This window comes from Spirulina subsalsa CS-330, from assembly GCF_028330765.1.
Lineage (GTDB): Bacteria > Cyanobacteriota > Cyanobacteriia > Cyanobacteriales > Spirulinaceae > Spirulina > Spirulina subsalsa_A.
This window is the reverse complement of sequence record NZ_JAQMTY010000040.1, coordinates 1-26,066: the sequence shown is the minus strand read 5'-3', so window position 1 is coordinate 26,066 and position 26,066 is coordinate 1. Positions and strand designations below refer to the sequence as shown.

Genomic DNA, 26,066 nt, shown 5'->3' with positions numbered 1-26,066 from the left:
AAAAACAGAACTCCCCCGATCATAACGAAGCCTGTTCCGGTCGTCCCAAAGTTGCAATGTTTTGTTGATGTGCCTACGGATCGCCGCCCCATCCCCCCGCCAGCATTATTTCAGAATCTCATCGCCCACCGTGATACAGGGTTCGGGCTGGGTGAGCTTGAGAAAGAGGTCTTCATAACGATCAATGGCAGATCGGCAGGCGTAATTAGCGATCGCATGCTGTCGCCCTTTTTGCCCCAGGCGTTCAAGCTCTTCGGGCTGACGATATAACGCCTCCACCGCCACCGCCAACGCCTTCGCATTTTCCGGCGGAACCAACACCCCGCCCCCACTGGCTCGAATCGCCATCGCCGCCGTCCCCTCCTCCGGAACCGCCGCCAAAATAGGGCAACCACTGGCCAGCAGCACCTGAATTTTAGAGGGCATATTAAAGGACACCACATTGAATTTCTGCACCACCAAGCCCACATTCGCCGCCGCCAGCATCGTGGGAAGCTGGGCACGGGGTTGGAACGTCAGGAATTGCACATTTTGGAGATTGCGTTTGCGGGCGCGGCGGCGCAAAGGATGGAGCGCATCCTCAGGGCCAACAATCACAAACACAATCTCTGGTAAGTGAGCGAGTTTCCGAGCGGCATCAATCACATTAATGAGCGGTTGGGTGAGGGCAATATTCCCGGAATACAGCACCACAAATTTATCGCCGAGCTTGTGCTCCGCACGAAACGCATTATCGTAGCGATCCAACGGGCGAATAAAATTAACATCGACCCAATTGGGAATCAAACAAATCTTTTGAGAATCGACGTTCTTTTGCGTCAGGTTTTCGATGAAGCCTTCAGAAATAACTGTAATTTTTGTGGCAATGAAATAATTAAATTTTTCTAATGCTTTGAAAATCTTAACAGCCACCGCATTCCGCAATAGGCCCACTTGAATCGCGGCATCGGGCAAGATGTCCTGCAAATTGAGCACCACCGGACAACGATAGAGGAACCCCAGCACGGCCGCCGGCACGCCCACCGGCAACCCCGGAACCGTCATCAAAATGACACTGGGCCGCCCCCCTCGCAGGGCTTGCAAAAAACTCAACAGCATAAAGCTCAGTTCAAAAAGGCCACGATTGATCAGGTTTCGGTTTTTACTGATGCGCACATAGCAGCGTTGAACCGTCACACCATTGATCTCTTCTGTGCAGTAGAGTTTGCCCCGGTAGGCTTCAAAAATCTCGCCGGCAGGATACCAGGGCATCGCGGTGATCACCCGCACTTCATGACCACGTTTGACCAATCCTTCTGCTAACTCGGTCATCAAGGGCGCAATACCGATGGGTTCCGGGTAGTAGTTATAGGAGTAAATGAGGATACGCATAAATTGGGAGACGATGAGAGAACGGCAGGGAGCGATCGCCAAACGGCATCAAGACGGATAGATGGCACTCCATTAATGACAAACTCAACCCAAAAGATCTATTTGCGTCCCACGAACGCAACGTCTTAACTATCTACTCCGCTTTCTATCCTACTGAATCCGTACCTAAAAGATTCGAGTAAAGAAAAATCAAAACCCAAAACGAGTACGGCAGAATGGAGGTGTTGCCTATAACTATAAAGGGGATTCAATGGCTATGATGCCTCGTACCTGGTTTACATCATTTTGTTTAGCGGTATTACTTTTCTTAACATCTTGCACCGCAGCGCCGCCGTCGGAGTTTGACCAAGCCCAACAGGACAGTACCCAATCGGGGGCTGCGGCAGTGGCAGATACCGCCGTCAGTGGCGGCAGTTTGAATGAATATTTTCCGCAACCAGCGGAAGATTATGATCTGGTGTACGCCCAAGAAAAAACGGGGTTTGCCCAGGCGAAGCTTAAGCAAGCCGGGACGGAGGTGGCGGTGCTCTCCATCGCTGACATTCGCAACAACCCCGATGCGGCCCAGAAATACGCCGACAGCGCCGAAACCTTAGCCGGTTATCCGTTGGCGGCGCAGGGAAACACCGGAACGGGGGTACTGGTGGCGGATCGCTTTCAAGTCAAGGTGCAATCTCGTGCGGAGAGTTTTACCGAAGGCGATCGCCAAGACTGGCTTGAACAGTTTAACCTCGATGGTCTCGCTGCCCTCGACAGTCCCTAACCTCACCATCGCGTCCAATGTTGAATGCTGAGGAGCGAGATCAACCCTGTTAGCTCCTTTGTCTTTCCTGTTCCTTTATTCGAGAGATGACCATGAGCAAACCGATTTTTGAACTTGTTGACGAATTGCCTGAGCAAAATATGACCGTCCGTGCCCTCAAGGCGCTGGATTTTCTTGTGCCCGGTGAGTGGAACAATCTGGTGGGGTTTAAGGAGACAATCCGCACCGTGACGGGCGAAACCGATCCGGAACTGGTGAAACAGATTGGCGATCGCGCCATCTGGCTCTTTAACGACAAATCCGAAGGCTACCAACGCGCCCTCTGGCTCTATCAAACCATCGACAGTGCTGACAGCGCCCTCGGAGCGGCGGCGTTGGCCAATAAAGTCGGGGAAAAAGTGCCCCTTTTGGGCTTCATGAGCAAACTGACCCCCAAAGCCGATCAAGCTCAAACCATTGATCTCTGCCTGAAGCTGGTGGTCGAAGTGGTGGCCTTTTGCCAAATTAACGGCATTCCCGGCGATAGCATCGGCGATTTTGTCAAATCCCTCGCGGACTACAGCGGTGAATCCCTGATGCGGATGGCCGCCTTGGTGTGTTTTGATGCGTTAATTCCCCTCGGCCCGGATTTTATCCAAGGCACTCAGGCTAAGCTGAACAGCCTTTCGCCCCAAGATCTCGAAAATAATGCGGTGTTTAGCCAAGTCAAACAACTCATTCCGGGCCAAAGCACCCCGAAACAATTAGCCTTTATCGGCGAGAGTTTCGACAGCGTCAAAGGTTGGATGGGCGGATTTGTGAACCGGAATGATCTATCCGTGGCGAAGGTAACGGGCAAGTTAGGGCAGTTTATCGAAGTGTCAGATAGTAAGCTCGATTACCTGGCGGCGTTTCTGGATGTCACCACGAATTACTACGAACATACCGGGACTCAAACCCTGGCCCGGCGACTCATTGAGCGGGCTGCCGCCGAAATTTAACCCGTTCATGGTTTAGATCCATGGCGATTCATCGGCAAGGGGCGGCAAGCCCCTTGCTTGTGGCTCGGTGCGATCGCAAATCACGTCCACCGCTGCCGGCGGGGGTGAGGGTTTAAGGTGTGCCGGTAATCCAGGTTTTAACCATGTCGAGGATGCTGGCTCCACCGCGATAGAACACCCAAATCACGGAGACCATGACCACTGCGATCGCCACACAAGCCGTTGCACCAGCGGCACAGATCGCGCCGTCGTCTTCCACAAGTCCAATCCCCGTTAGAAAAATCCCCATGGCGGGGAGGGTATTCGTACCGGGGATAATAATCATCATTGAAATGGCCATGAGGGCGATCGCACTGCCCACCCCTAGACGACCCGGTAAACTCGTGCAGACGGCGGTCAAGCGGGGCTTGCTGATCCCTTCGAGGCGACGTAACCAAGGCAACCCAGCTTTAACAAACCGTTGCGCCAGCTTGGTTTTGATGCTCCAATTCGCCATCCGCTGCGGCAACCATGGTTTTTGTGACCCGGTCATAAACTGCACCGCCAGGACAAAAATGAGCAGGCCAAAGGGCACGGAATAGCCCGGTGCTGGAATTGGCAAGGCCGAGGGTAACGACAAAATCACAAATAAAAAGCCAAAAACCCGCTCACCGGCCAGTAGCAGCACGTCGTTGAGTTTCACCGTCTCGGCGCGGTCTTCTTCAAAAAAATAGCGATTCAATTCCGTGGAAAGTTTGGCCATAGGGTTGCCGTTGATGGGGAAATGCCCGCATCTCAAAAATTTTTCCCATTTACTATACACCCCAGCGATCGCCTCCTAGCACATCGCCATTTTTAGCGCGACGACCTAGCCTAGAGGGATTCAGGAATGGGCGGCAAGGCAGAGGGATTGAGCAAACGATTCCAGGTCTCAATTTGGGCTTGGGCGGCGCTATAGGCAGCGGTATTGGGGGGCACAAGGCGGGCGATCGCCACAGCCTCAGCCAAGCTTGACCCCGATCGCTGACGGGCGATCGCCAAAATCTGCCCACTCCATTGATTGATCCGTTGCCGACTGGTAGCCCCTTGGCGGCTATTGCTGGGGACTTGCTGCGCCAGTTCAATGGCGGCTCTGAGGGCTTCGGGTGTACCGGCTTGGGCCCGCTGGGTCGCTTGGGCCAACTGTTCTGCGCCCCGCACCTCCTGCTGCCACCCTTCAATCTGCCGCTGGGCTTCCCCGTAGAGGCTCCGCCCGGAAGAAATTTGTTGCGCCACTTGGATCGCTTCGAGGTATTGACCCCGATTGGCTAAGGCGATCGCCCGATCCAGAGTGGGGCGGTCTTCTTCGCGTTCGAGTTGCCGTTGCCAATCATTAATCTGTTCTTGAGCTTCCCCGTAGAGACCCCGCCCAGAACTCACCTGGCGAGCGCGTTGAATTGCCCCTTCAAGATTCCCGGCACGCGCCAATTCTGCCGCAGCATCCAAGATCGGTTGGTCAGCGGTGCGTTCGATTTGGCGAGTCCAGTCATTGATCAACCCTTGGGCTTCGGCATAGCGGGGATTAGTTTGAGGGACGGTGCGGGCTTGGGAGATTGCCGCTTCCAGGGCGCTTTGGGTTCCCCCCCGTGCCAAGGCAATGGCCGCATCTAAACTTAAGCCGCCTTCAATGGAATCTTGCCAACGGCTGATCAGTTCTTGGGCTTGGTTGTACAGCGGGCGGCCAGGGGCAATTTCTCGCGCTGTGGCGATCGCATCTTCATAGTTAATCTGCGTCCCAAAACTCGCCACCGACACCGCATCGGCCAGGGTGCTAATGTCGGCAATTTCATCCTCTAGCCGCAAGGTGCTCGGAATTTTATTCACCACCTGCATCGCGGCTTGCCATCTTCCCTGCCGCAGATTGACCATGGCCAACTCCACCAGCTTTTCTTTGGCGCGATTGATTAAGGTTTGGGCTTCGTTATAGGTGGAGCTTGTTTTGGGCACTTGTTGGGCCGTGGCGATCGCTGCCAGTAAATTATCCAGGCCGCCCTGATCGACTTGGGCAAACACCGCATCTAATTTTTTACTCTCTTCGCGGGCCGTATTGAGGGTTTCAAAAAGCTGGTCATACCGGGTTGTCGCCCAGTAGCGATTATCTAATTGGGTCAGCCCCGCCGCCGTTTGGAAGGCTTGACCCCAAAGCCCTTCATCCATTTGCGCCAAAGCTTCCGCTTCAATGGCTTCGGCCTCGTCCCAAATCTCTTGCCAGCGTTGAATTTTGCCTTGAATCAGGGTGGGATCATCAAACTGGCTGGAAATTTGGGTGGCGAGGGCGATCGCTTCCTCTAAATTGCCCTCTTGAAACGTGGATTCCCCCAAGCGCAGTAGTTCCTCAATCCAAATTTCGGTGTAGCGTTCAATTTCGGGATAAAGGGGATGATCCACCGGGAGATTCTGCACCAGTTGCAAGGCTTCCATCAGATCGGGAATCGTCCCCTTATTGGCGGCCAACTGAGCACAGTAAAGCCGCATGGAAGCCGAAGCCGTGGGTAAAAAGATCTGGGGGCAGTTGGGAACGGCGGGCGACTTCAGGAGCAGAGCCGTAGCGGTGAACCCAATGCCGCCGGTGCAGAGGACAAGAAAAAGGGCGATCGCTTGCCAATTGAGGCGGCGGGGGGCAAGCTCAGTTTCTGCCGATGCCAATTCCTCAGGCTCAGGCTGGGGGGCAGGCCGAGTCTGGGTTGGCGTAGTGGGCTGGACAAACTTAGAGCGGGGCAATGCACCAATCAGGTGAAATCCATCATCTAAGGACTGTTCCCGGTTGGCGTGAGGGGAGGATGGCAATTGAGAGTAGTCATTTGGTTTCATCGCTAACCCCACAGTAATGCACGTGAGTTCAAGTCTTGCAGTGCAGAATGTGCATAATGATAACACGCTCATCCCTAGCCCTTGCCTCAGACCTTGATGGGTCGGGCGTTGCTTGCCCTCGTTGTCCTCAACAATACTATTGCCGTGTTAAACGTTGTGTTGCGCTGGTCATTTCTCCGTCGTGTGGTGTTAAGAATGTTGTCCGGATCATTGCTGTTGATGACCGTGCCCACAGCAGCGATCGCCCAAGCCCAAGATCTATCCTTAACCGTTGTTCGTGATCCGTCGAATCAAACCCAATGGAGTGGCATTACGCGCCGCTTACAAGCCCTCGACGTGGCCTATTGCGTCCTAGAGGGGACGGATCTACACCCCCAGCGTTTACCTCAACCGGCGAATGCGGTCATGGTGCTGGCCAATGTATCGGCTCTCAATGCCAGCCAAGGGATGGCGATCGCCGCCTGGCTCCAGCAGGGCGGACGAATCATTGCCACCGGCAACACCGGCAGCCTCGCCCCCGAAGCCGTCAAAACTCAACTTCAAACCCTCCTCGGTGCCACCTGGGGCTTTCCCCTCACCACCCCCACGGCCCTGCAATTAAACGCCACCCTCCCTGTGCCGGCCCTCCCCCTGGCTACCCCTCTCCAAGGCGCGGCCATTCTCCCCACCGATGGCAATAGCCGGGTGTTGGCCCACTGGCAAACCCAGCGGTCAACCCCAGCGATTGTCGCCACGGATCAAACCGTCTTTTTAGGCTGGCGCTGGGGCAATGACCAAGTGGCCTCTGTGAATACCGATGTGGCCTGGTTTGAAGCGTTGTTGCAGCAATATGGACGGCGGCGCAGTGCCGGGTTTGGCAATGGACAAAACTGCGCCACCGGGTCAAACAGGATCACCCAAACCGTGACGCAAACGGTTTCCCAAGCCAATCCCCCAGCCCCACCACGTCCCACCACTCCCCCCGGAGGGCGACCGGCGGCGGCAACGCCGGCCCCTGCGATTCCGGCCGCAGCCCCGACGACGGCCCCGCCCTCTTCCCCACAGGTGGCCACGCTGCTGGCGGCTGCACCGGCCTCCTTACGAGCGCAATATCAAGACGTGACTCATCTGTTTGAACGCTATGAAAGTGCGATCATCGCCGCCGAATCCCAAACCTTAACCGAGTCGTTTCAGGACACGGTGGCCCAAATTCGGAACAAGGGCGATCGCAGCCCGGCCCCAGCCTCCAGCACCTTGCAGGAAGCCCGCGATCGCCTCAATGCGATCGGCACCCTGATCGCCAGCCAATCCTTTCCCCAAGCCGCCGCCGCCACCCGTCAACTGCACAGCCACCTCTGGGACAGCTTCCCCACCGAGCAACCGATCCGCTATCCCGAAACCCGCGCCATTTGGCTCGATCGCGGCACCATCGTCCGCACCCGTTCCGAAGCCGATCTTGCCCGCATCTTTAACCGCCTCGCTGACGCTGGCATCAATACCGTTTTCTTTGAAACCGTCAACGCCAGCTACCCCATCTATCCCAGCACCGTCGCCCCCGAACAAAACCCCCTCACCCAAGGCTGGGACCCCCTCGCCGCCGCAGTTAAACTCGCCCACGAGCGCGGCATGGAATTACACGCCTGGGTCTGGATTTTCGCCGCCGCCAATGAACGCCACAATCAACTCCTGGGGCAACCCGACCACTACCTCGGCCCCGTCCTCAGCCGTAACCCCACCTGGGTCGCCACCGATCGCCGTGGCGATCCCTTTCAAGTCAACTCCCGCAAAGTCTTTTTTGATCCTGCCCATCCCGAAGTCCGCGCCTATCTTCTCGATCTAATTGACGAAATTGCCACCCGCTATGACGTAGACGGCATCCAACTCGACTACATCCGCTACCCGTTCCAAGATCCCAACCTGGATCAAACCTATGGGTTTGGCCTTGAAGCCCGCCGTCAATTTGCTCGCCAAACCGGCGTTGATCCCCTGACCATTCGCCCCAACGATCCCCTCTGGTCTCAGTGGACTCAATTCCGCATTGAGCAGATTAATACCTTCGTGCAAGCGGCCCACACCCTGTTACATACCAAACACCCTGGCACGCTCCTGTCCGCCGCTGTCTTTCCGATGCCGACACGAATTCGGCTGACCCGCCTCCAACAAAACTGGGAAGCATGGCTCCAGGGGGGCTATGTTGATCTGTTAGCACCGATGACCTATGCCACAACGACCACGGAGCTACAAACATTAACGGCTCCGGTGCTCGGCCATGGGGTGCGAAGTGCGACGTTATTGCTGCCGGGCATTCGGTTGTTGCAGTTGCCGATGGTGGGGACGTTGGATCAGATTCAATATTTACGGGACTACGCGACGGGGGGCTATGCCCTGTTTGCGGCGGAAAATTTAAGTCTCAACTTACAAACCGCCCTCCGCCAAACTCAAGGTCGCCGCACGCGGCAAGGGTCTGAACCGATCGCCCATCGCCAACCCTTTGAAACGGCTGTGTTACGGTATCGCGCCTTAGAGCGAGAATGGCAATATTGGGCGCAACAGGAGGCCTTGCCGGCGGATCAACCTCTCTGGCAAGATTGGGCGACCCGATCGGCCCAATTGGATCAAGCCCTGGCCCGGTTGGCGGCTGACCCGTCGGCTCGCCATGCTCAACAGGCCCAGCGGGTGCTGCGTGAGTTTCGAGCGAGGGTAGGGCAGCAGTGGCAAGGGGCGGCGATCGCTTCCCCCTATCGCCGCAAAGTGTGGGACAATCACCTGATGGGATTAGAGCATTTACTACGGTACGGGATTCAGCATAATTTGCCTTAATGCTTGGTCTAGGGTTTCAAGCGCCAACGTTCACCAGTTGTCGTACATTTACAGTGAATCTTGGATCTGGTAACTCCGATTCTAAGCAGGTTAACCTAGATGCGTAGCAAGATTTGGTGGTGTCGCGAAACTTAAGGAGTTGGTGTGTCCAAGTTTATTCAAAAGCCTGAAAAAAAAGCCGTCATGCCTGTACCGGAATCCTCTACACCGGCTACAGCTCAACCGAATGTGCCTCGCGCCTCAAAGGGTGCGGGGGGGCGATCGCGTCGTCCTCTGTACAAACGGGTCTGGATTTGGGTGGCTCTCGTGACGGCAACGGGAATCGGTGGAGGGTCAGCCTATCTCTATCAACGGTGGCAAGACCTCGAAGCGACACTCCCCGAATCGGTTGATGAGGTGATGACCTACAACCGTGAAGAAACCCTCCGGGTGATCGCGGCCGACGATACGGTGCTCCAAGAGCGCGGCCCGATCAGTCATGAAGAATTAGATATTGAAGAGATTCCAGACTCCCTGGTGCAATCCTTTATCGCCAGTGAAGATCGTCGCTTTTTGAATCACAAGGGTGTCGATTATCAGGGGATTTTGCGGGCCACTTGGGCGAACCTGCGGGCAGGGGAAGTGGTGGAAGGGGGAAGCACGATCACGCAACAGTTGAGCCGGATTGTCTACCTCAACCAAGACCAAGAGGTGATGCGTAAACTCCGGGAAATGCGGATTGCCCAAAAAATTGAAAATGCCTATAGCAAAGAGGAGATCCTCGAACGGTATTTGAATCTTGTCTATTTGGGCAGTGGGGCCTACGGGGTTGCTGATGCAGCGTGGGTCTATTTTGGCAAGGATGTTGATGAATTGACTGTGGTGGAAACGGCGATGCTGGCGGGGATTGCGCCGGCTCCGAGTGCCTATTCACCCTTGGAAAATCCGGAGGCGGCCCAGGGACAGCGCGATCGCGTCTTGAATCGGCTCTATGACCAAGGGTTTATTGAGGAAGCCGAGTATGAGGCAGCGATCGCCTCAGATCTCGCCCTCAATCCCCAAAAACCCAAACGCTTCAATCGTCAGGTTCCCTACTTCACCGACTACGTCCAAGAAAAACTACCCGAAATTCTCTCCGAGGAACAACTCGCAGCAGGGGGGTTAACGGTGGAAACCTCCATTGATCTAGAGTGGCAGATCGCCGCCGAAGCCGCCGTGGCGGAAATCTCCGAACGCTATGGTTCTAGCCAAGACTTCCAACAAGCTGCCCTGGTTGCCATTGACCCCACCACCGGCGAAATCAAAGCCATGGTGGGGGGCAAAGACTACAACAGTGAAGAGAATAACGGCCAGTTTAACCGAGTCACTCAGGCCCAACGCCAACCGGGATCGACCTTTAAACCCTTTGTCTATGCAACGGCGATCGCCGCCGGATTTTCCCCCTACAAGAGCTATCGAGACGCGCCCTACGTCGTCGATGGCTACGAACCGAAAAACTACGACGAAACCTATCGGGGCAACATCTCCATGCTCGATGCCCTGACCCGCTCCGTTAACATTCCGGCTGTGCGTGCGCTGATCGAAGTGGGTTGGAACCCCGTCATTGAAATGGCCAAAAAAATGGGCATCACCTCAAAACTTGAACCCACCTACTCCCTCGCCCTTGGGGTTTCCGAAGTCACCCTCCTCGAACTCACCAGCGCCTATGGCACCTTCGCCAATGAAGGGAAGCACGTCCCCGTCCATGGCATTACCCGCATCCTCGATCGCAATGGTGAGGTGATCTATGAAGCAGAGCGCCAGTCTGTACAGGCGATCGATGCTGAATCCACCGCGATTATGACCTGGATGTTAGAAACCGTCGTGGACTACGGCACTGGCACAGCGGCGAATCTGCCCGATCGTGATGTCGCTGGTAAAACCGGCACATCAGACGATTACCGTGACCTGTGGTTTGTGGGGTATATCCCTCAACTCGTGGCCGGGGCCTGGCTCGGCAACGATAACAACAGCCCCACATCCGGCGCTAGCACCACAGCAGCGGCTCTATGGCACGCCTTTATGAAACGCATTGTGGATGATATTCCCGAAGCTGATTTTCCCCCGCGGCCTGACAAGCTAGGGGGACGGGAAGCCACCATCGAAGTTGAACCGATTAAACCGAAGAAAAGTTTCTACCGAGAGCCGCCCAAGCCGGAACCTCCACCCTCGAATCGGAATCGTTCGACTCCTGCGCGTTCGTCCTCCCCCTCCTCCGGCAGTTCGTCGCCACAGTCTAGTCCCGCTCAAAATTCCAATTCTGAGCCAGCGAGCAGTCCAGCGAACAATGTGCGCAAGCGACAAACGGAGTCGAAGCCGAGCCAGCCAGCCCCCTCGCGTCCACCGGCAAACACTCAGAGTCGGCCGGCTCCCTCGCGTCCGCCGGCTCCGGCTCCGGCTCCGGCCCCCCCGCCCGCCGCTGCTCCCGCGCCCCCTCCGGCGGCTACCCCAGCCCCAGCCCCAGCCCCCGCACCGCCGGCCCCCCCTGTGATTGAAAAGCCGCCGAAACCTGCTGCCGATGCTCCGGCGGCCAGTGAATAGTGATCCCATCGTCTGGGAATGGCTCAGGCTAGAATTGAACCACTGAAACCCTAAGTTGGAGAAGAACCGTAATGCTAATGCGTCGTTTTGTGGCTGTAACCTGCGGTGTTGTGAGTGGATTGATGGCGATCGCATCCGGTGCGATCGCCCAAGTCGAAGTAACGAACGAATTCCCCGTTCCGCTCGAAACCATTCCCGAAGCCTTTGACAATGGCATCACCTACAGTTCCCAAGATGCCTTCTCGACCACATTCACCATCGGTCGTCAGATTGACTTCCTCACCGGCTTAACTGGGTTTCCTGAAGTGGAAATTAATCGGGATGCTGCGATCGTCCATTCCATGTACGTCGATGTTCTCCGCCAGCAATACAGCAACGGGCCCATCCTCCGCACCCCCGACCTCACCAACCCCTATAATTCCAGTCTCCGCACTGAACCCTCCTTTAGCAATCTTAATCAACCGCTGCCGGGGGGAGAATTCTGGCTCAATCCGATTCGCTAATCCAGGGTACAGGAGTTGAACCTGTCTAGGGCGAATTATGAGTTCGCTGCCTCAACCGCTCGGCCAACCCTGGGCATAATTTCTCTATCATTATATAGAGTGACCCACTCCTTTGCAGACTCAAAATTGGGGCGGGGCGTTTTTCGCCGTATAATAAACCGAATTGTTTTGCGCTAAGGTGGCATGATGATCCCCTGTGTCGAATTATGAAACTGAACTCAACCTTAATGCTCACGCTGGTTTTACTGCTGCTGATGGTGGGAGCAGGCGGGGTTACAGGCTGGTGGGCCTATGTTTTAGGGGATTTAGCCCTACAAGGTGTCAGTCAACCCGATGTTAGCCCGTCCAAAAAACTCACCCAACAACCAAACGAAACTTCTTCCCCTGACCCAGCAAGTCCAGCCAACACCTCAACGGGAACGCCACAGACCTTCAATTTTCTCCTTGATGAAGACACCTTAATCAAGCAGGCCCAAGAGGTGATCAACGGGACGAATCAAGTCCCGGAACCGCCGGAAAAGCCAGTGGCGGATGAGGTTGTAAACCCCGACGATACTGAATCGTCTGCTGAGACTCAGCTCATCCGCAACCCTTCATTTTCCACCATTGAAGGGGAGTCTCAAGGTGTGACATTACAGGTGAGTAATGTATATCAACAGGATGGTGCGCTGGTTTTAACGGTGAATTTAAAAAATGAAAGTAGTGCGGCGGTGCAGTTTCTCTACAGCTTTTTAGAAGTTCGGGATGAACAGGGGCGTTCCCTGACGGCGATCACCGATGACCTGCCGGGGGAAGTCCCCTCCAATGGGGATTGGTTTACGGGGACGATTCGGATCGCCGATGTCGTTCTCGCGGATGCGCAAACCCTCTCCCTGGCCCTGACTAATTATCCTGATCAAGAGTTACAACTCAATCTCACGGGAATTCCGGTGACATCCGAGGCGGCCGTTGAGTGAGGAGGCAATGAGACACACCGTCTCCCTATGAACGTTTTGATGGTTTCAACGTTTGATGCGATTCCCTTGACGGGTCAAGCTCTGGGGCTGCGCTTGGTGTCGGTGGGGCTGCTGATTGCGATTAATGCCTTTTTTGTGACGGCGGAGTTTGCGATTGTTTCGGTGCGGCGATCGCGCATTACCCAACTGGTGGCAGCGGGGGATCTTCAGGCGCGGATGGTGCAGACGCTGCAAAATCGGATGGAACGCCTCCTCTCCACAACCCAGATCGGGATTACCCTCTCCAGTTTGGCCCTAGGGTGGATTGGCGAAGGGACGATCGCTCTCATCCTGCGCACGATGATTCACAATTTGGGGATTCCCTGGTTTAGCCCTTGGTTTCTGTCCCATTCCCTCGCCACGCCGATCGCCTTTTTTGCCCTGGCCTATTTACAAATTGTCTTGGGGGAACTCTGCCCGAAATCCGTGGCGCTAATTTATTCGGAGCAGTTAGCGCGGATGCTCGCGCCGCCGAGTTTAGCGATCGCTCGTTTTTTTAACCCCTTCATTTGGATTCTCAATCAATCGACGCGCTGGCTCCTGCGTCTCGGCGGTGTTGAATATGCGGGCCAAGCCTGGTACAACCGCGTCACCCCAGAAGAATTGCAACTGATCATCACCACCGAGCGAGAATCCACCGGCTTAGAAGTCGAAGAACGAGAACTCTTGAAAAACGTCTTCGCCTTCGGGGAAGTGACGGCAGCGGAGGTGATGATCCCCCGTACCCAACTGACGGCCATTGATTCCACGGCCACCTTTACCGACCTGATTAATCTTGTCGTCAGCACTGAACATTCCCGCTATCCCCTAACGGGGGATTCCCTCGATGACATTGTGGGGATTATTGATTTTAAAGATCTGGCGATCCCCCTAGCGCAAAATCTCCTCGCCCCCGATACCCCGATCCGCCCCTGGGTGAAGCCCGCTCGCTTTGTGGCGGAAGGGATTCCCCTCAATGAGTTATTGACCTTGATGCAGCGATCGCACCTGGAAATGGTGATGGTCATGGATGAATTTGGCGGTACAGCGGGCCTCGTCACCCTCAATGATTTAATCGCGGAAATCATCGGCGATGAACAGATCAGCGATCCCAACGACGAACTGACAATCCACACCATCGACGAACAAACCTCCCTCGTCCCGGCTCAACTAGACCTCGAAGAAGTCAACGAAATGCTCGGCCTCGATCTCCCCCTCACCGATGAATACCAGACCCTAAGCGGCTTTGTTCTCTACCATTTCCAAAAAATCCCCCAAGAAGGCGAAGTGCTCACCTACGACAACCTAGAGTTAACCGTCGTCACCGCCGAAGGCCCCCGCCTCCATACGATCCGGATCTATCGCCACGAACCGGAACCGGCAACCGAGCCAGATAACGATCCACTAGACGATTGAGTTGAGCGGCGGTGATGATTCAGGTGGGCGGCTGGATGATGAGCATTTCGTTGCCGCCTTTTTGGAAATGGTAGGAGACGGGGCAGAGGTGGAGGCGATAGCCCTGAGTGGTGAGGGAATCATAAACCGCGTTGAAGTGGCGCGATCGCTCCCCCGTGAAATTCTCCACAATCGGGAAAATCCGCACCTCCGCCGCCACCCGCGCCAATTCCACCAACGCCGCTTGATGAAACGCTAGGGAAAGTTGCTCAGAATAGGTAAAGAGCAAATGAGACGAGAGGGCGAGGGTAAACTGTTGATCTGCAAAGGGGAGCGAGGGTAATTCTGCCACCTGATACCGCTGGGCGGCTTTCCCCGGAATGAGATCCGCGAGAAAGGTTTGCATGGCGAGGAGGCGGCGATCGCCTAAACGTTCCGGCGTTTCCCCCGGTCGCCAGTTAAATCGCTCCCGCGCTTGCTCCATTCCCTGAACAATGATCGGATAGACGGCCTCAATCCGCTGTTCAAGCTGGGCGGGGGAATAGTGATAGATCGGGTCACAGGAAATAATGTGGTGTCCCTGTTCGGTCATTTCGGCGTTAAAACTAGCGGGGCCGCCGGCACAATCAAGAATCACCCCGGCAAGATCTGCATCAGTGAGGTTAAACATGGCGTGGTAGTCTGCACTAGAGCGCCCCCACGGCACAATTTCTTCGAGTTGAAAAACCATCGGTTTGGAACGAGAGTGAAGGGGATGAAGTTGAGCGCGGCACTGCTTAAGGGTAGCGCAACCTGAAATAATGAAGAGCAGAAGACTGTTAGGGATGGAAAAGCTATGACGTTGCGATCATTTTTTATCGCGCTCCTTACGGCGGTGTTGGTGCTGCTGGCGATCGCCGGGGGCGGTGTGGCCTGGGTGTTGGCCCAAAGCCCGCTAAACCTCAACGATGGCGGCGTGGAGGCGACCCCAACGGCGGCCATGTTCATCCCGAAACAGTCGCCGCTGATGGTGTCGCTGTTGGTGAATCCCACTCGTTTAGAATCCTTGGTGCAGGTGGGGACTCCCTTGGGCGATCGCCCTCGCACCCGTCAAGAACTGGATCGCCTCAAAGCAGGACTCCTCGCCCAAACGGGCCTCAACTATCGCCGCGATATTCAAGGCTGGCTCGGTGACGAAATCACCGTGGCCATCACCTCCCTGGACTACGATCGCAACCCGGATAATGGGGCGCAAATGGGCTATCTGTTGGCCGTGGCGGCCCAGGATGGCGAGCGGGCGCGGGAGTTCTTGCAGATTCTCTACGCCAAAGGGGCGATCGCGGGTGAAGCGGATCTCGTCTTTGAACAGTACAAAGGTGTGAATCTGATCTACCGCCAAGCCCGTCAGGGTCAAGGGGCAAATTTAGCCAGTGCCGTCGTGGGCGATCGCTACGTCCTCTTCGCCAACCATCCCAAAGTCCTCCGCGATGCAATTAACAACGTCCAAGTTCCCGCCTTAAACCTTGCCCAAAGCACCGCTTATCAACAGGCCCTCGCCCCCATCAACCGCCCCCGCATCGGCGTCGCCTACCTCAATCTGCTCGCCGTCGCGAAAGCCTTCGACACCGAACCCACCGACCCCATTCCCACCCTCACCTTCGCCTTGGGTCTCAGCCCCGAAGGATTGATCGCTGATACCGCCGTCGCGGGCATTGCCACCGAAGAGGCTCAACCCCCCAGCCTCACCGCCCCCGTCACCGCTCTCCAATACCTCCCCCCCAAAACCAGCTTCACCGCCGCCGGTACAGACCTCCATCAGTTTTGGGAGCAGATCACCACCAGCCTCGGCGCAGACAGCCCCGTCGTGTCCCTCCTCACCACCGCCCTCACCCAATTCACCCCCGACCTTGACCCCACCGAGGCGATTTTTCCCTGGGTGACGGGGGATTATGCCCTGTCGGTGTTGCCGAATCGGGATTGGGTCTTTGTCACGCGGCAAACGGAGCAAACCCCCGCAGCCCTAGAGGAACTCGACAGCCGCGCCCAAGCCCAAAACCTGACGATCAGCACCGTCAGTATTCAAGACCAACCCGTCACCGCTTGGGCCGAACTGGCCGCCGCCGGGGGCCAGATTACCGCCAAGGTGCAGGGAGCTTACACCACCCTTGACGACTATCTCGTGCTTTCCAATTCCCTCAATGTGGTGAGTAATTTGGTGCGATCGCGCCGCGCCAACCTCGCCACCAGCCAGGCATTTCAGGCAGCGATCGCTCCCCTGCCCACCCCCAACAATGGCCTCCTGTATCTCGATTGGCCCCAAGTGCGACCCCTGATCACCGAAAAATTCCCCGTCGTCAAGGTGATTGAAGTGGCCGCCAAACCCATTTTGGAACATGTGCGATCGCTCTCCCTCACCAGCACCGGCCAAGCCGACGGCATCAGCCGCGCCACCCTCCTGTTTAACCTCAGCCTCTTCTAAACTCGATCACGCCAACGGAAACGACGGAGCCTTGCCCTCCGTCGCCATCGCATGTTCCACCTTGAACACATTTGCATAAAGATTGGCGATAATCTGCTGGCCCTTTTGGGTTAAGGCTAAATATTGCAGAGCATCCTCAATGAAGGGATACACCGCGTGCCAATAAAATTGAGGATAATTTTGCCGTAAATCCGCCGGCGTTTTAAACCCCAGCAGCGCATTGGCCCCCGTCTCCTCAAATTCATAAAACAGCGCGTTAATTTTACGGAGATAGCGCGGGTCACTGAGTTGACCAATTAGATCAGACGCTCGCAGCAAGCCCGGATAATCCATGGTGCAGCGATGATCATCCTGGTTGGGAACCGGAAAACGAGTCAGTTCGATACTCTGTTTAATTAGCGTCGCATCAATGAGGCGATGACCGCCAAACCGTTCTTCAATAAACAATTTACCGCGATCCACATGATACGGAGTCAGGGACGCATCGGAACAGCCCGACGGTAAGTGAACCATTTCGCCATTTTTTCCCGTGGCGTAGAGGCGTTCGGCTTCATTATCTTGGCGGCAAACTCCTTTGACGTAGCCGATATCATGGCAGGCCAAGGCAATGGAAAAATGGAGCCAATCTTCGCAGGACACCCCCCCTTCACGAATATGTCGCCCGTGGAGCACTTCTTGCCCCACCAGAGTCACTAAAATCGAATGCTCGACATTGTGATAGAGTGCGTCACTGTTGGCAATGTTTTCCATCGCCATACTTCCCGCCCAGGTGATAATCTCTGCGTAATCTGGCTTTAAGCCACCATAGGTGCGTTGATAGGCAGCCCGCAAACGCTTAACAAACTCATCGATCAGAATTTCTGTCGCATTAAAAAACATTCTGAACTAGATCACGGGGCGGAGTGGATGATGCTCACTTCAACTCTAGCAAACAATTGCGGTCTGCACGGCCAAAAACCCTGGGTTGACCTGCGACACAAACCAGAGTGAACCAAACTTGTGATGGGGTTGCACTCTGATTTGTGGGGGGATGTTGACGAATCCCTTCAAAAAATTAGTCTGCGTTCAACCAGACCCTTAGGTGGGCGCAAGTTGAAGGATTAAGCTGCGCCGATCAAAGGATTGAACCGTAGCAGTTTTACTGAGGTCTTCGATAACCCGTTCGAGAAGTTGAGCGGCGCGATCGCGGTGTTGATGTTCCCGTCCTCGCAAACGGACTTGAAATTTAACCGGATTCCCCTTGGCCAGCCATTCCGTGGCCCGGTTAATCCGCACACCATAGTCCGAATCGCCCACATTAGGACGGAGTTTGACCTCTTTCATCGTGGGTTTGGAGGTTTGGCGTTGCCGTTTCTTCTGTTGATATTTATGTTTGCCGTAGTCAATCAGTTTGGCCACGGGGGCTTCTTTATCGGTGGAGACCACCACCAGATCCAGTCCCACTTGTTTCGCCAGTTGCATGGCTTCACTGGTTTCAGTCAAGCCGCGATTATTATTCTCGTGGTCGATCAAAAGCACATGGGTTGATTTGATCTGGTGGTTCATGAGTTGTTTCTTAGCGATAGTCCTTTCCTCCTAAAGTAATTAAGTGTGGTTTTCAAAACTATGCCTACTCCCAGCCTAGCGCAATGTTCAGGGTTTCATCTCACCCGTAATATAGATTTTCAGAGACGGCGGTTCTATCTCACGCCAAAGTTCAGGGCCGATCTGAGCGCAGCGTTCGGGCTGTTTGCACGAAAACCATGACCCAGGGTGATCGGAGTGGCGACTACCCAAGTAATCCACGCTCCGTGTCTCTCTCCCTAAATATTATCCATCACCCCAGTTGCGAGTCTGGATCTGGGAGTCTGGATCTGGGAGCAGTGAGCCAGAGGCTCACACTCCCGCTGTCATCCTTTGGAGTGCGAGCTTCTAGCTCGCTGCCCTGATCAGCCAAGGCGATCGCATTAGCTCATCACAGAGCAAACTGAATTGGGCTTCAAACTAAGCTAGCAACAGGACTTGAACCCGCAACCGTCTCATTACAAGTGAGGTGCTCTACCAATTGAGCTATGCTAGCGACCAGTTAGATATCTTAACAAGCTGAGTCAGAGATTGCAAACAATTCAAAAATCTGACGGCACACGCTTTTCAGCTTGTCTGTGACATCGGGGTAGGGCAAATCTTGACCTTCAATTCGCCAATGGTCAATGGTGGAAAGTCGCCAAGCTTCACCGCGATGATTAAACGCCGCCACCTCAACCCCGATTAGGCGCTGGATTTGGGTGTCTAGATCGCAGTGAAAGCGCACTTGGACGAGGATGCTGCGACCTTGGAGGCGGGGACTCCAACCGGGAAAGTGGAAGCCGAGATCAATGGAGTCGGGGTCTACCCATTCTTGGGTGTCGGGGTCGCTCCGCCAGGGGGTGAGGTCGGCTTTCGCGTCGGGGAATGTGGTTTTGAATATGTTGGCGATCGCTGCAATTTTGCTCGTCAGTTGTAGGTTATGGGCTTGTTCTGCCGCATTCACGAGCCATCCTCCTCTCGATTAACACGGGTTTAAGCATTGGTTATACCGTACTTTTTCAAAATGTAACAAATCTTCGCCGCTAAAAAAGTACGATGGGGTTTGGGCCATGGCGTATGATGCCCCTCAAAGTCTTGTACTAGCAAACGGTCATGATTGTTGCGATTGATTTGGGAACGAGCAATACGGCCATTGCTCGCCTCTCAGCCACCACGAAGCAAGGGGAATTGGTGACATTGCCCCCGCTGACTCAGCAGTTTTTACAAAATCCGCCCTTGGTTCCCAGTCTCCTCTATGTAGAACAGGGGGCAACGGGGCAGGTGTTAGTCGGTCAGCAGGTGTGCGATCGCGGCTTAGATGTGCGCAATGATCCACGTTTTTTTCGGCGGTTTAAACGGGGCATTGGGGCGGAGGTGCAGGGATTTTTACCAGCACTCGATGGTAAAACGATCACCTTTGAGCAGGCGGGCACTTGGTTTTTGACGCAGATTTTGACGCAACTCCAAGCCCAAGAGCCGATTGAATCCCTGGTGCTCACGGTTCCGGTGGATAGTTTTGAATCCTATCGCCGTTGGTTAACCGATGTGTGTCAAGAGTTGCAGATTCCCCAGGTGCGGCTGTTGGATGAACCCACAGCGGCGGCCTTGGGCTATGCCAGCTTTGGGACAAAAACAGTGCTGGTGGTGGATTTTGGCGGCGGGACGGTGGATTTTTCCCTGGTGGATTTGCAGCCGGAGGAGAAGCGTGTCGGCACAAAACCCTTGGGATTTATCTTGAAATGGGGCGATCAATTACTGGGCGATCGCACCACGCAGCGGGTTAAAACCGCCCAAGTGTTAGCCAAAGCGGGACAAAATTTAGGCGGTTCGGATCTCGATGATTGGCTTGTCGATCACTTCGCCGCCACCCAAAATCTTCCCAAATCCACCCTCACCACCCGCCTCGCCGAACGGTTAAAAATTCGCCTCTCTAGCCAAAAAACCGCCGAAGAAGCCTATTTTGACGACGAAACCCTAGAAAGTTACAGCCTGAAGCTAAATAGGGCGGAATTTGACGCGATTTTGACCGAGCGGGGCTTTTTTGCGCAGTTGGATACGTTGATGACCCAGGTGTTGCAGCAGGGGCGATCGCAAGGGGTGGATTGGGAGGATATCGGGGCGGTGCTCTTGGTAGGCGGGACGACGCAACTGCCGGCAGTGCGGGACTGGATTGGGCGCTATGGGGAGCGGGAGAAAATTCGGACAGAGAACCCCTTTGGCGCGATCGCCCTCGGTGCGCTGCAACTGGCCCAAGGCTTTGAACTGAAAGACTTTCTTTACCACAGCTACGGCATCCGCTATTGGCATCGCCGCGACAAACGCCACGCCTGGCATCCGATCATCCCCGCCGGCCAGCCCTACCCGATGGCCGAACCGATTGAACTCCTGTTAGGGGCATCGGTGGAAAATCAGCCCAGCGTGGAATTGATCATCGGCGAACTGGGGACGCAAACCAGCAGCACCGAGGTGTATTTTGATGGCGATCGCCTCGTCACCCGCAGCCTAGAGAGTGGCGATGTGGCCGTTAAACCCTTGAACGATCGCGACGGAGCCAGGACGATCGCCACCCTGTCCCCGGCGGGTGTGCCGGGGCGCGATCGCCTCAAACTCCTCTTTGCGGTGGATGCAGAACGCCGCCTCCGATTGACCGTGGAAGATCTACTCACCCAGCAACTGCTTTTGCAAGATGCGATCGTCGCGGAGTTATCGTAGATTGAACAGCCGGGATGGCTATCCCACAAGATGTCTACCTCACAAACATACTTGCTATTTTTCTTTTTTGTTAGTTAGACTAGGCTAAGTTAAGCCATCCCGTCCTAGTCAGTGACTAGCGACTCTAAAAGGGGTGATTATTCAAGATAAGGTACAAAACCAAATGAAATACTCCGATCCTGTAAAGCATCACAGTCGGGTTCGCTTCACGTATTACTCATTTCGTAATATTAGTTGTCCAGAAGATACAGAAAATCAAAGAAAAGTTTTGTCGGGACATGCACCCATAGAAGCAATTGTAGATCTACCGACTAACGAAAATGTCCGTGACTACTTGCTCGGAGCAGAGGGAAGACAAAGAAAGACACCTACCGCCGTTCACCGAGCAATTCGGGATACACTCACAAACTATCCTGATAAATTCTCAATTCTAAACGGTGGCGTTGTAATTGTTGCACGTGGCTACGAAGTTAATGAGAAGTCCAAAGAACTTTTTCTAGATGAACCAAGCATTATTAATGGATCACAAACGCAAGGGATCTTGAAAGACTACCTTCGTGATGTTGAGAATGAAAAGAGTGGTGAGACACTTCCAGACATTCACATCACTTTCGAGTTGATCATCACTTCAGACGAATCATTAATTGCAGAAATATCCATCGCTCGTAACTTCCAAAACGACGTAAAGCTGCTCTCAATTTCAGGGCGACTTGGTGAGCTAGATGAGCTAGATCAATCAATTCAGTCCAACTTGCCTGGAAAAAAACTCCGAACATCTGAAACCGAGCTCTCAGAGAAGTACTTAGATACCGAAAGGTTACTTCAGGTTATTACCGCTTTAATTCCACCTGAGTTATGGGTAAAAGATAAAGACGGAGATTTTCCAAATAAAACTTTTACCTACAGTCAGAAAGCCCGGTGCTTGAAGGACTTTCGTGAGATTTACAAAAGTGCAAAAAGCACTGATTCTGAAAAATCACCAAATAAGAAACGATACGAAGAATTGTACAAATTCTACCTAGATATTGCACCCCAGGCATATCAACTTCACAAAAAGTGGAAAACTCATCAAGGCTTTCAGGGAACTGGTTTACGTTGCATATCTCGCGATGGACGTGATGTCATTGACATACCTGATGGAATCATATTTCCCATTCTTGCCTCTCTTTCTGTATTTGCGAAAAAACAAAATGGCAAGTGGACTATTGAAGCACCTAGCTTATTTAGTGATAAAGAAATAATTGCATCAGCAAAAACTGCTTATCAGCAAATTGCTGGTAGCAAACCACATTTAATGGGGAGAAGTAAAGCCTGCTACTCTCAGCTTTTACAAGTAACAAGTATCTATAAGCGAGTGAGCAGTCAGCAAGTCCAAACTTAGCATGAAGTAAATCCGGTAAGGGAGGTATTACCTCCTTCCCAACTCTTCAAATTAATATCCCAGGGTTAACGCATCGGGTTTGCGGGGGTCAGAGGCTCCGGTAATACGATCGCCCTCGATTAAGATACTCTGCACACTGCCCGCCGCGTATTGGGGCTGAACGTCGTGACCCATCAGGCGCAAGAGGGCGATCGTATCAGGGCTGATCCCCTCCTCCACATAAAGCTGATCCGGGAGCCATTGGTGATGGATGCGGGGGGCGGCGCTCGCTTCGGCGATGTTCATGCCGTGGTCAATCACGTTCAGAATCATCTGTAACACAATTGTAATAATCCGACTGCCCCCCGGACTGCCCGTAATTAAAACAGGCTTGCCGTCCCGCATCACCAGCGTCGGACTCATGGAACTGAGCATCCGTTTTCCCGGTGCGATCGCATTTGCCTCCCCCCCGATCAAGCCGTAGGCATTGGGAATCCCCGGTTTAGCCGAAAAATCATCCATCTCGTTGTTGAGCAAAATGCCTGTACCGGGGACGGTGATGCCGCTGCCGTAGCTGAAGTTGAGGGTGTAGGTGTTGGCGACGGCGTTCCCGAAACGATCGACGATCGCATAGTGGGTGGTTTCGTCGCTTTCGTGGGGGATGGGGTTGCCGGGTTTGATCGTGCTGCTGGGGGTGGCGCGATCGCGATTAATCTGGGTGCGTAGTTCGGCGGCGTAGGCCCGCGAGGTTAAACCCTCAAGGGGCACATCGACAAAATCAGCATCGCCGAGGTATTGGGCGCGATCGCTATACGCCCGCTTCATCGTTTCCGCCATCAGGTGAATCGTTTTGGCGCTGTTATGTCCCCAACGATCCAGGGGAAAGGGTTCGAGAATGTTGAGCATTTGGATCAGATGCACGCCGCCGGAACTGGGCGGCGGCATCGAATAGACCTGATAACCGTGATAGTCTCCCTGGACGGGTTCACGCCGAGCGGGGCGATAGGCAGCGAGATCCGCCTGGGTGATTAAGCCGCCATGGTTGGCCATTTCCGTGGCGATCGCTTCCGCAATCTCCCCCTGATAAAACGCCCCAATTCCCTGATCGGCAATCTGCTGCAAACTCCGGGCGAGATCGGGCTGCTGGAGAATTTCTCCAACACGGTAGGGCGTGCCGTCCTCGTGGTAGAAAATGGCGCGGGTGGCGGGGTTGGCAGTGAGGCGATCGCGCCCTTGCAGGAGGGATTCATACAGATCTTGGGACACCGGAAATCCATCGCGGGCGAGGGCGATCGCTGGTTGGATCGCATCGGCCAGGGCGATCGTGCCATAGGTTTCCAACGCCTGCGCTAACCCGGCCACCGTCCCCGGCACACCCACGGCCAAATGACTAAACCGCGATTTTTGCGGGTCGGCGTTCCCCTCCGCGTCCAGAAACATATCCCGTGTGGCCGCTTGGGGTGCTGTTTCCCGGTAATCGATCGCCACCGTCTCATCCATTTCCGCCTGATGGAGCAGCATAAACCCCCCGCCGCCCAAATTCCCCGCCCGTGGCAACGTCACCGCCAACACAAACCCCACCGTCACCGCTGCATCAATGGCATTGCCGCCCTGTTTTAACACCGTCAGTCCGGCCTCTGTGGCGAGAGCTTCCTGGGTGGCCACCATGCCCTGCTCGGCAATCACGGGATGGGTGCGATCGCTGTAGTCAAAAATCGGGGTGAACGACTGCGATCGCATGGGCCCACCGCTCAACGCCACCCACAGCGCCACCACAACCCCAATCACGCCCCACCGTACCGTTTTATTACTCATCATCATGAAGCCCTAACTGATGTCCCTGCTTATTCGTGCTGTGTTAACGGTACTGGAACGCCGCCACCGCTAAACAACCCCAGCCAATAATCAACCCCACCCCTCCCAACGGCGTGATCGCGCCAAGCCAGTTAATCCCCGAAAAGCTCAAGGCGTAGAGACTCCCGGAAAATACCACCACGCCCGCCACAAACGCCCACCCCGTCACCGTGAGCCACCCTTGCCCCGCTTCGGCGCGACCGAGGAGCAACGCCACGAGGAGCAAGGCCAGGGCATGATACATCTGATATTTAATCCCCGTCTCAAAGATGGCGAGGGCTTTCTCGCTGAGTTGCTCTTTCAGGGCATGAGCACCAAAGGCCCCACCCAAGACCGATAAGCCGCCCAAAATTGCGGCGATCGCTAAAAAAACTCGTACCATGTTCCCTCTGCTCAATCCCAACTCGCCCCATGATAAATCACGCCACTGGATCAACGACGTACCGATCGTGGCTCACAACAAAAAAGGAGAACCGCGATCGCAGTTCTCCATTCGACAATAGAGAGAATATTTAGAGAGAGGAGTCGAAACCTAGCCTTTTTTTTGCTTCCGCTTTGCCGCTGAGAAGAAACCACCCGCCACAGCCGAGGCAATCAAGAAGGTGGGCTCCGGAGTGCCCGTACTTTGGGGTGTGCCGGGGCTAGACCAACTGTACAAGCCACTGTAGGATTCACCATCATCTAACGCCGTCAACCCTGACGACACCGCCTCAAAGGTGTAGGCGTATTCTGTGCTTTGGAGGATGCCGTTTTCATACCGCTCCACCTTCGCCACTTCGCTGGCTTGGAGTTCTTCTTTCAAGCTGTCAATCGTGGTCAAAAGGGCGCTTAACCCTTCAACCACAGCCGGTGCTGAGGCAATCTGTTGCTCCAGAGCGGCGACGGTGATCCCCGCTTTCGCTGCCACTGCGGCTTTTTGCAGGGGACTCGCCCCGGCAAGCTGTTGTAAGGTGTTGTAGTTGGCGAGTTGGGCACTGGCGCGGGTGCTGAGGACGCTGCGGAGATCATAGAAACCCACGGTTTGCATTGCGATCGCACCATCATCCTGAAGCGAAAACTCGGCAATATTGGGATCACCCAAACCAGCCGATTTAAACGACTCCGTGAAGACACTCTGGGCAGAACTGCTGAGACCAGACCAACTGCTTTGCAGACTGTTGTAGCGCTTGAATAAATCATCCATCCAGGCTTGACCATATTCATCCCAGTCTGCGGTCGTCACGCTGCTGATCTTAGCCGTTTGGTTACCCCGCGTTGCCTCAAATCCGACATTCTCAGAGACAACCTCGCTCTTGTAAGTCAGTTCGACGTTGGTTTTGATATCTCCATCGGTGAGGGCCCGAATCGCGGCGGACTCCCCGTAGTTGTATAACGCATCCGGATCGGGATCGTTGGTATAGGTTCGATAGTTGGTCTCAGCGTCGTCAAAGTCGATACTAAATGACCAAGCTGGCTGCGAGGCTAACACCCCACATCCCGTCATAATGGCTAAGCCCAAAAGTAATTGCTGTGTCCGTTTCATCTTTAAAATCCTCTCCCGGTTACTGAATGATGTTCTCAACGTTGAACAGTCCATCTGCTGCTGACGATCGCTGCATGGTTTTGTTCTCGGCGGATTCGTCAGACGATATCTCTCCCTTTCTATTAAAGAGGTTTATCTTCAATGATGGGTGAAGATTCAGTAAACTTTCTTACCCACAACCATCAAGATTGCATGAAGTCTCTGAATCAACAACGTTACTACCCTGGTGGTTTTATCTTAATGGTATTGGCGAAAACTTTTTATGCAATCCCGTATTATTGACACTCCCACCGTTAAATCACAGATTATAACGGGGGATTCTTGCTTCATTGGGTTTGTCTAGTCTCAAGTCATCTCTGTCTTGAAACCCCGTCCAGATTCCCCGACCCAAGCATCTGTTTAACGTCCACTGAATGTCCCGCAGCAGACAACAAAAACTTAG

At 54.5% G+C, this 26,066-nt stretch carries 20 protein-coding genes and 2 tRNA genes; 10 read left to right on the top strand and 12 right to left on the bottom strand.

The window, feature by feature from the left end; all coding sequences use genetic code 11:
* Window positions 1-105: 105 nt before the first annotated feature.
* On the bottom strand, window positions 106-1,371 hold the full coding sequence (locus PN477_RS02870) for a glycosyltransferase family 4 protein (RefSeq protein WP_272119663.1): 1,266 nt from the start codon (window positions 1,369-1,371) through the stop codon (window positions 106-108).
* Between the two features lie 256 nt (window positions 1,372-1,627).
* Here PN477_RS02870 and PN477_RS02865 point away from each other — a divergent pair, with 256 nt between their 5' ends.
* On the top strand, window positions 1,628-2,134 hold the full coding sequence (locus tag PN477_RS02865; protein WP_272119662.1) for a hypothetical protein: 507 nt from the start codon (window positions 1,628-1,630) through the stop codon (window positions 2,132-2,134).
* A 92-nt stretch (window positions 2,135-2,226) separates the two neighbouring features.
* Window positions 2,227-3,114, top strand: a complete 888-nt coding sequence (locus tag PN477_RS02860) for a hypothetical protein (protein WP_272119661.1) — start codon at window positions 2,227-2,229, stop codon at window positions 3,112-3,114.
* Between the two features lie 112 nt (window positions 3,115-3,226).
* Here the strand turns inward: PN477_RS02860 and PN477_RS02855 are convergent, their stop codons facing one another.
* Window positions 3,227-3,856, bottom strand: a complete 630-nt coding sequence (locus tag PN477_RS02855; protein WP_272119660.1) for an exopolysaccharide biosynthesis protein — start codon at window positions 3,854-3,856, stop codon at window positions 3,227-3,229.
* Window positions 3,857-3,966: 110 nt separating this feature from the next.
* On the bottom strand, window positions 3,967-5,943 hold the full coding sequence (locus PN477_RS02850; protein WP_272119659.1) for a tetratricopeptide repeat protein: 1,977 nt from the start codon (window positions 5,941-5,943) through the stop codon (window positions 3,967-3,969).
* Between the two features lie 81 nt (window positions 5,944-6,024).
* On the opposite strand from PN477_RS02850, the gene PN477_RS02845 reads away from it, so the two are divergent.
* The 3 genes from PN477_RS02845 to PN477_RS02835 all read left to right on the top strand — a co-directional run bounded on the left by PN477_RS02845 (window position 6,025) and on the right by PN477_RS02835 (window position 11,804).
* Window positions 6,025-8,742 (top strand): glycoside hydrolase family 10-like protein, encoded by a 2,718-nt coding sequence (locus PN477_RS02845; RefSeq protein WP_272119658.1) that lies wholly within the window; start codon window positions 6,025-6,027, stop codon window positions 8,740-8,742.
* Between the two features lie 144 nt (window positions 8,743-8,886).
* A complete protein-coding gene (locus PN477_RS02840) occupies window positions 8,887-11,301 on the top strand; it encodes a transglycosylase domain-containing protein (protein WP_272146969.1) in 2,415 nt (804 codons plus the stop codon).
* A gap of 71 nt (window positions 11,302-11,372) precedes the next feature.
* Window positions 11,373-11,804: a hypothetical protein gene (locus PN477_RS02835; RefSeq protein WP_072622862.1), complete on the top strand. Its 432-nt coding sequence runs from the start codon at window positions 11,373-11,375 to the stop codon at window positions 11,802-11,804.
* On the opposite strand, the gene PN477_RS02830 is transcribed toward PN477_RS02835, so the two are convergent.
* Window positions 11,805-11,877 (bottom strand) — tRNA-Ile (locus tag PN477_RS02830). It lies immediately after the preceding gene.
* A 133-nt stretch (window positions 11,878-12,010) separates the two neighbouring features.
* Here PN477_RS02830 and PN477_RS02825 point away from each other — a divergent pair.
* Entirely contained in the window at window positions 12,011-12,760 is a 750-nt protein-coding gene (locus PN477_RS02825) for a hypothetical protein (protein ID WP_272119656.1), read from the top strand.
* 27 nt (window positions 12,761-12,787) lie between these two features.
* Window positions 12,788-14,194 carry a hemolysin family protein gene (locus tag PN477_RS02820; RefSeq protein ID WP_272146967.1) on the top strand — a complete coding sequence of 469 codons (1,407 nt, stop codon included), beginning with the start codon at window positions 12,788-12,790 and terminating at the stop codon, window positions 14,192-14,194.
* A gap of 19 nt (window positions 14,195-14,213) precedes the next feature.
* On the opposite strand, the gene PN477_RS02815 is transcribed toward PN477_RS02820, so the two are convergent.
* The gene (locus PN477_RS02815) at window positions 14,214-14,903 is read right to left on the bottom strand and encodes a hypothetical protein (protein ID WP_272119654.1); all 690 of its coding nucleotides are present in this window, start codon (window positions 14,901-14,903) and stop codon (window positions 14,214-14,216) included.
* A 105-nt stretch (window positions 14,904-15,008) separates the two neighbouring features.
* Between PN477_RS02815 and PN477_RS02810 the strand changes: the two genes are divergently transcribed.
* Window positions 15,009-16,631 carry a DUF3352 domain-containing protein gene (locus PN477_RS02810; RefSeq protein WP_272119653.1) on the top strand — a complete coding sequence of 541 codons (1,623 nt, stop codon included), beginning with the start codon at window positions 15,009-15,011 and terminating at the stop codon, window positions 16,629-16,631.
* Between the two features lie 6 nt (window positions 16,632-16,637).
* On the opposite strand, the gene PN477_RS02805 is transcribed toward PN477_RS02810, so the two are convergent.
* From PN477_RS02805 to PN477_RS02790, 4 genes are all read right to left on the bottom strand, one after another.
* Window positions 16,638-17,510 (bottom strand): Npun_R2479 family HD domain-containing metalloprotein, encoded by an 873-nt coding sequence (locus PN477_RS02805; protein ID WP_272119652.1) that lies wholly within the window; start codon window positions 17,508-17,510, stop codon window positions 16,638-16,640.
* Between the two features lie 198 nt (window positions 17,511-17,708).
* The gene (infC, locus tag PN477_RS02800) at window positions 17,709-18,176 is read right to left on the bottom strand and encodes a translation initiation factor IF-3 (RefSeq protein WP_072622856.1); all 468 of its coding nucleotides are present in this window, start codon (window positions 18,174-18,176) and stop codon (window positions 17,709-17,711) included.
* 441 nt (window positions 18,177-18,617) lie between these two features.
* Window positions 18,618-18,690, bottom strand: a tRNA-Thr gene (locus PN477_RS02795).
* A gap of 15 nt (window positions 18,691-18,705) precedes the next feature.
* Window positions 18,706-19,140: a hypothetical protein gene (locus PN477_RS02790; protein ID WP_272119651.1), complete on the bottom strand. Its 435-nt coding sequence runs from the start codon at window positions 19,138-19,140 to the stop codon at window positions 18,706-18,708.
* A 149-nt stretch (window positions 19,141-19,289) separates the two neighbouring features.
* Here PN477_RS02790 and PN477_RS02785 point away from each other — a divergent pair, with 149 nt between their 5' ends.
* Together PN477_RS02785 and PN477_RS02780 are read left to right on the top strand one after the other, a co-directional pair.
* A complete protein-coding gene (locus PN477_RS02785; RefSeq protein ID WP_272119650.1) occupies window positions 19,290-20,888 on the top strand; it encodes an Hsp70 family protein in 1,599 nt (532 codons plus the stop codon).
* A 163-nt stretch (window positions 20,889-21,051) separates the two neighbouring features.
* Complete coding sequence (locus PN477_RS02780) at window positions 21,052-22,269, top strand: AIPR family protein (RefSeq protein WP_272119649.1); 1,218 nt, start codon at window positions 21,052-21,054, stop codon at window positions 22,267-22,269.
* A 51-nt stretch (window positions 22,270-22,320) separates the two neighbouring features.
* Here PN477_RS02780 and ggt read toward each other — a convergent pair whose 3' ends face one another.
* The 3 genes from ggt to PN477_RS02765 form a co-directional block, all read right to left on the bottom strand.
* Entirely contained in the window at window positions 22,321-24,066 is a 1,746-nt protein-coding gene (ggt, locus tag PN477_RS02775; RefSeq protein ID WP_417158740.1) for a gamma-glutamyltransferase, read from the bottom strand.
* A 40-nt stretch (window positions 24,067-24,106) separates the two neighbouring features.
* Complete coding sequence (locus tag PN477_RS02770; RefSeq protein ID WP_272119647.1) at window positions 24,107-24,484, bottom strand: DUF423 domain-containing protein; 378 nt, start codon at window positions 24,482-24,484, stop codon at window positions 24,107-24,109.
* A 150-nt stretch (window positions 24,485-24,634) separates the two neighbouring features.
* Window positions 24,635-25,624 carry an NF038130 family PEP-CTERM protein gene (locus tag PN477_RS02765; protein WP_272119646.1) on the bottom strand — a complete coding sequence of 330 codons (990 nt, stop codon included), beginning with the start codon at window positions 25,622-25,624 and terminating at the stop codon, window positions 24,635-24,637.
* Between the last annotated feature and the right edge of the window lie 442 nt (window positions 25,625-26,066).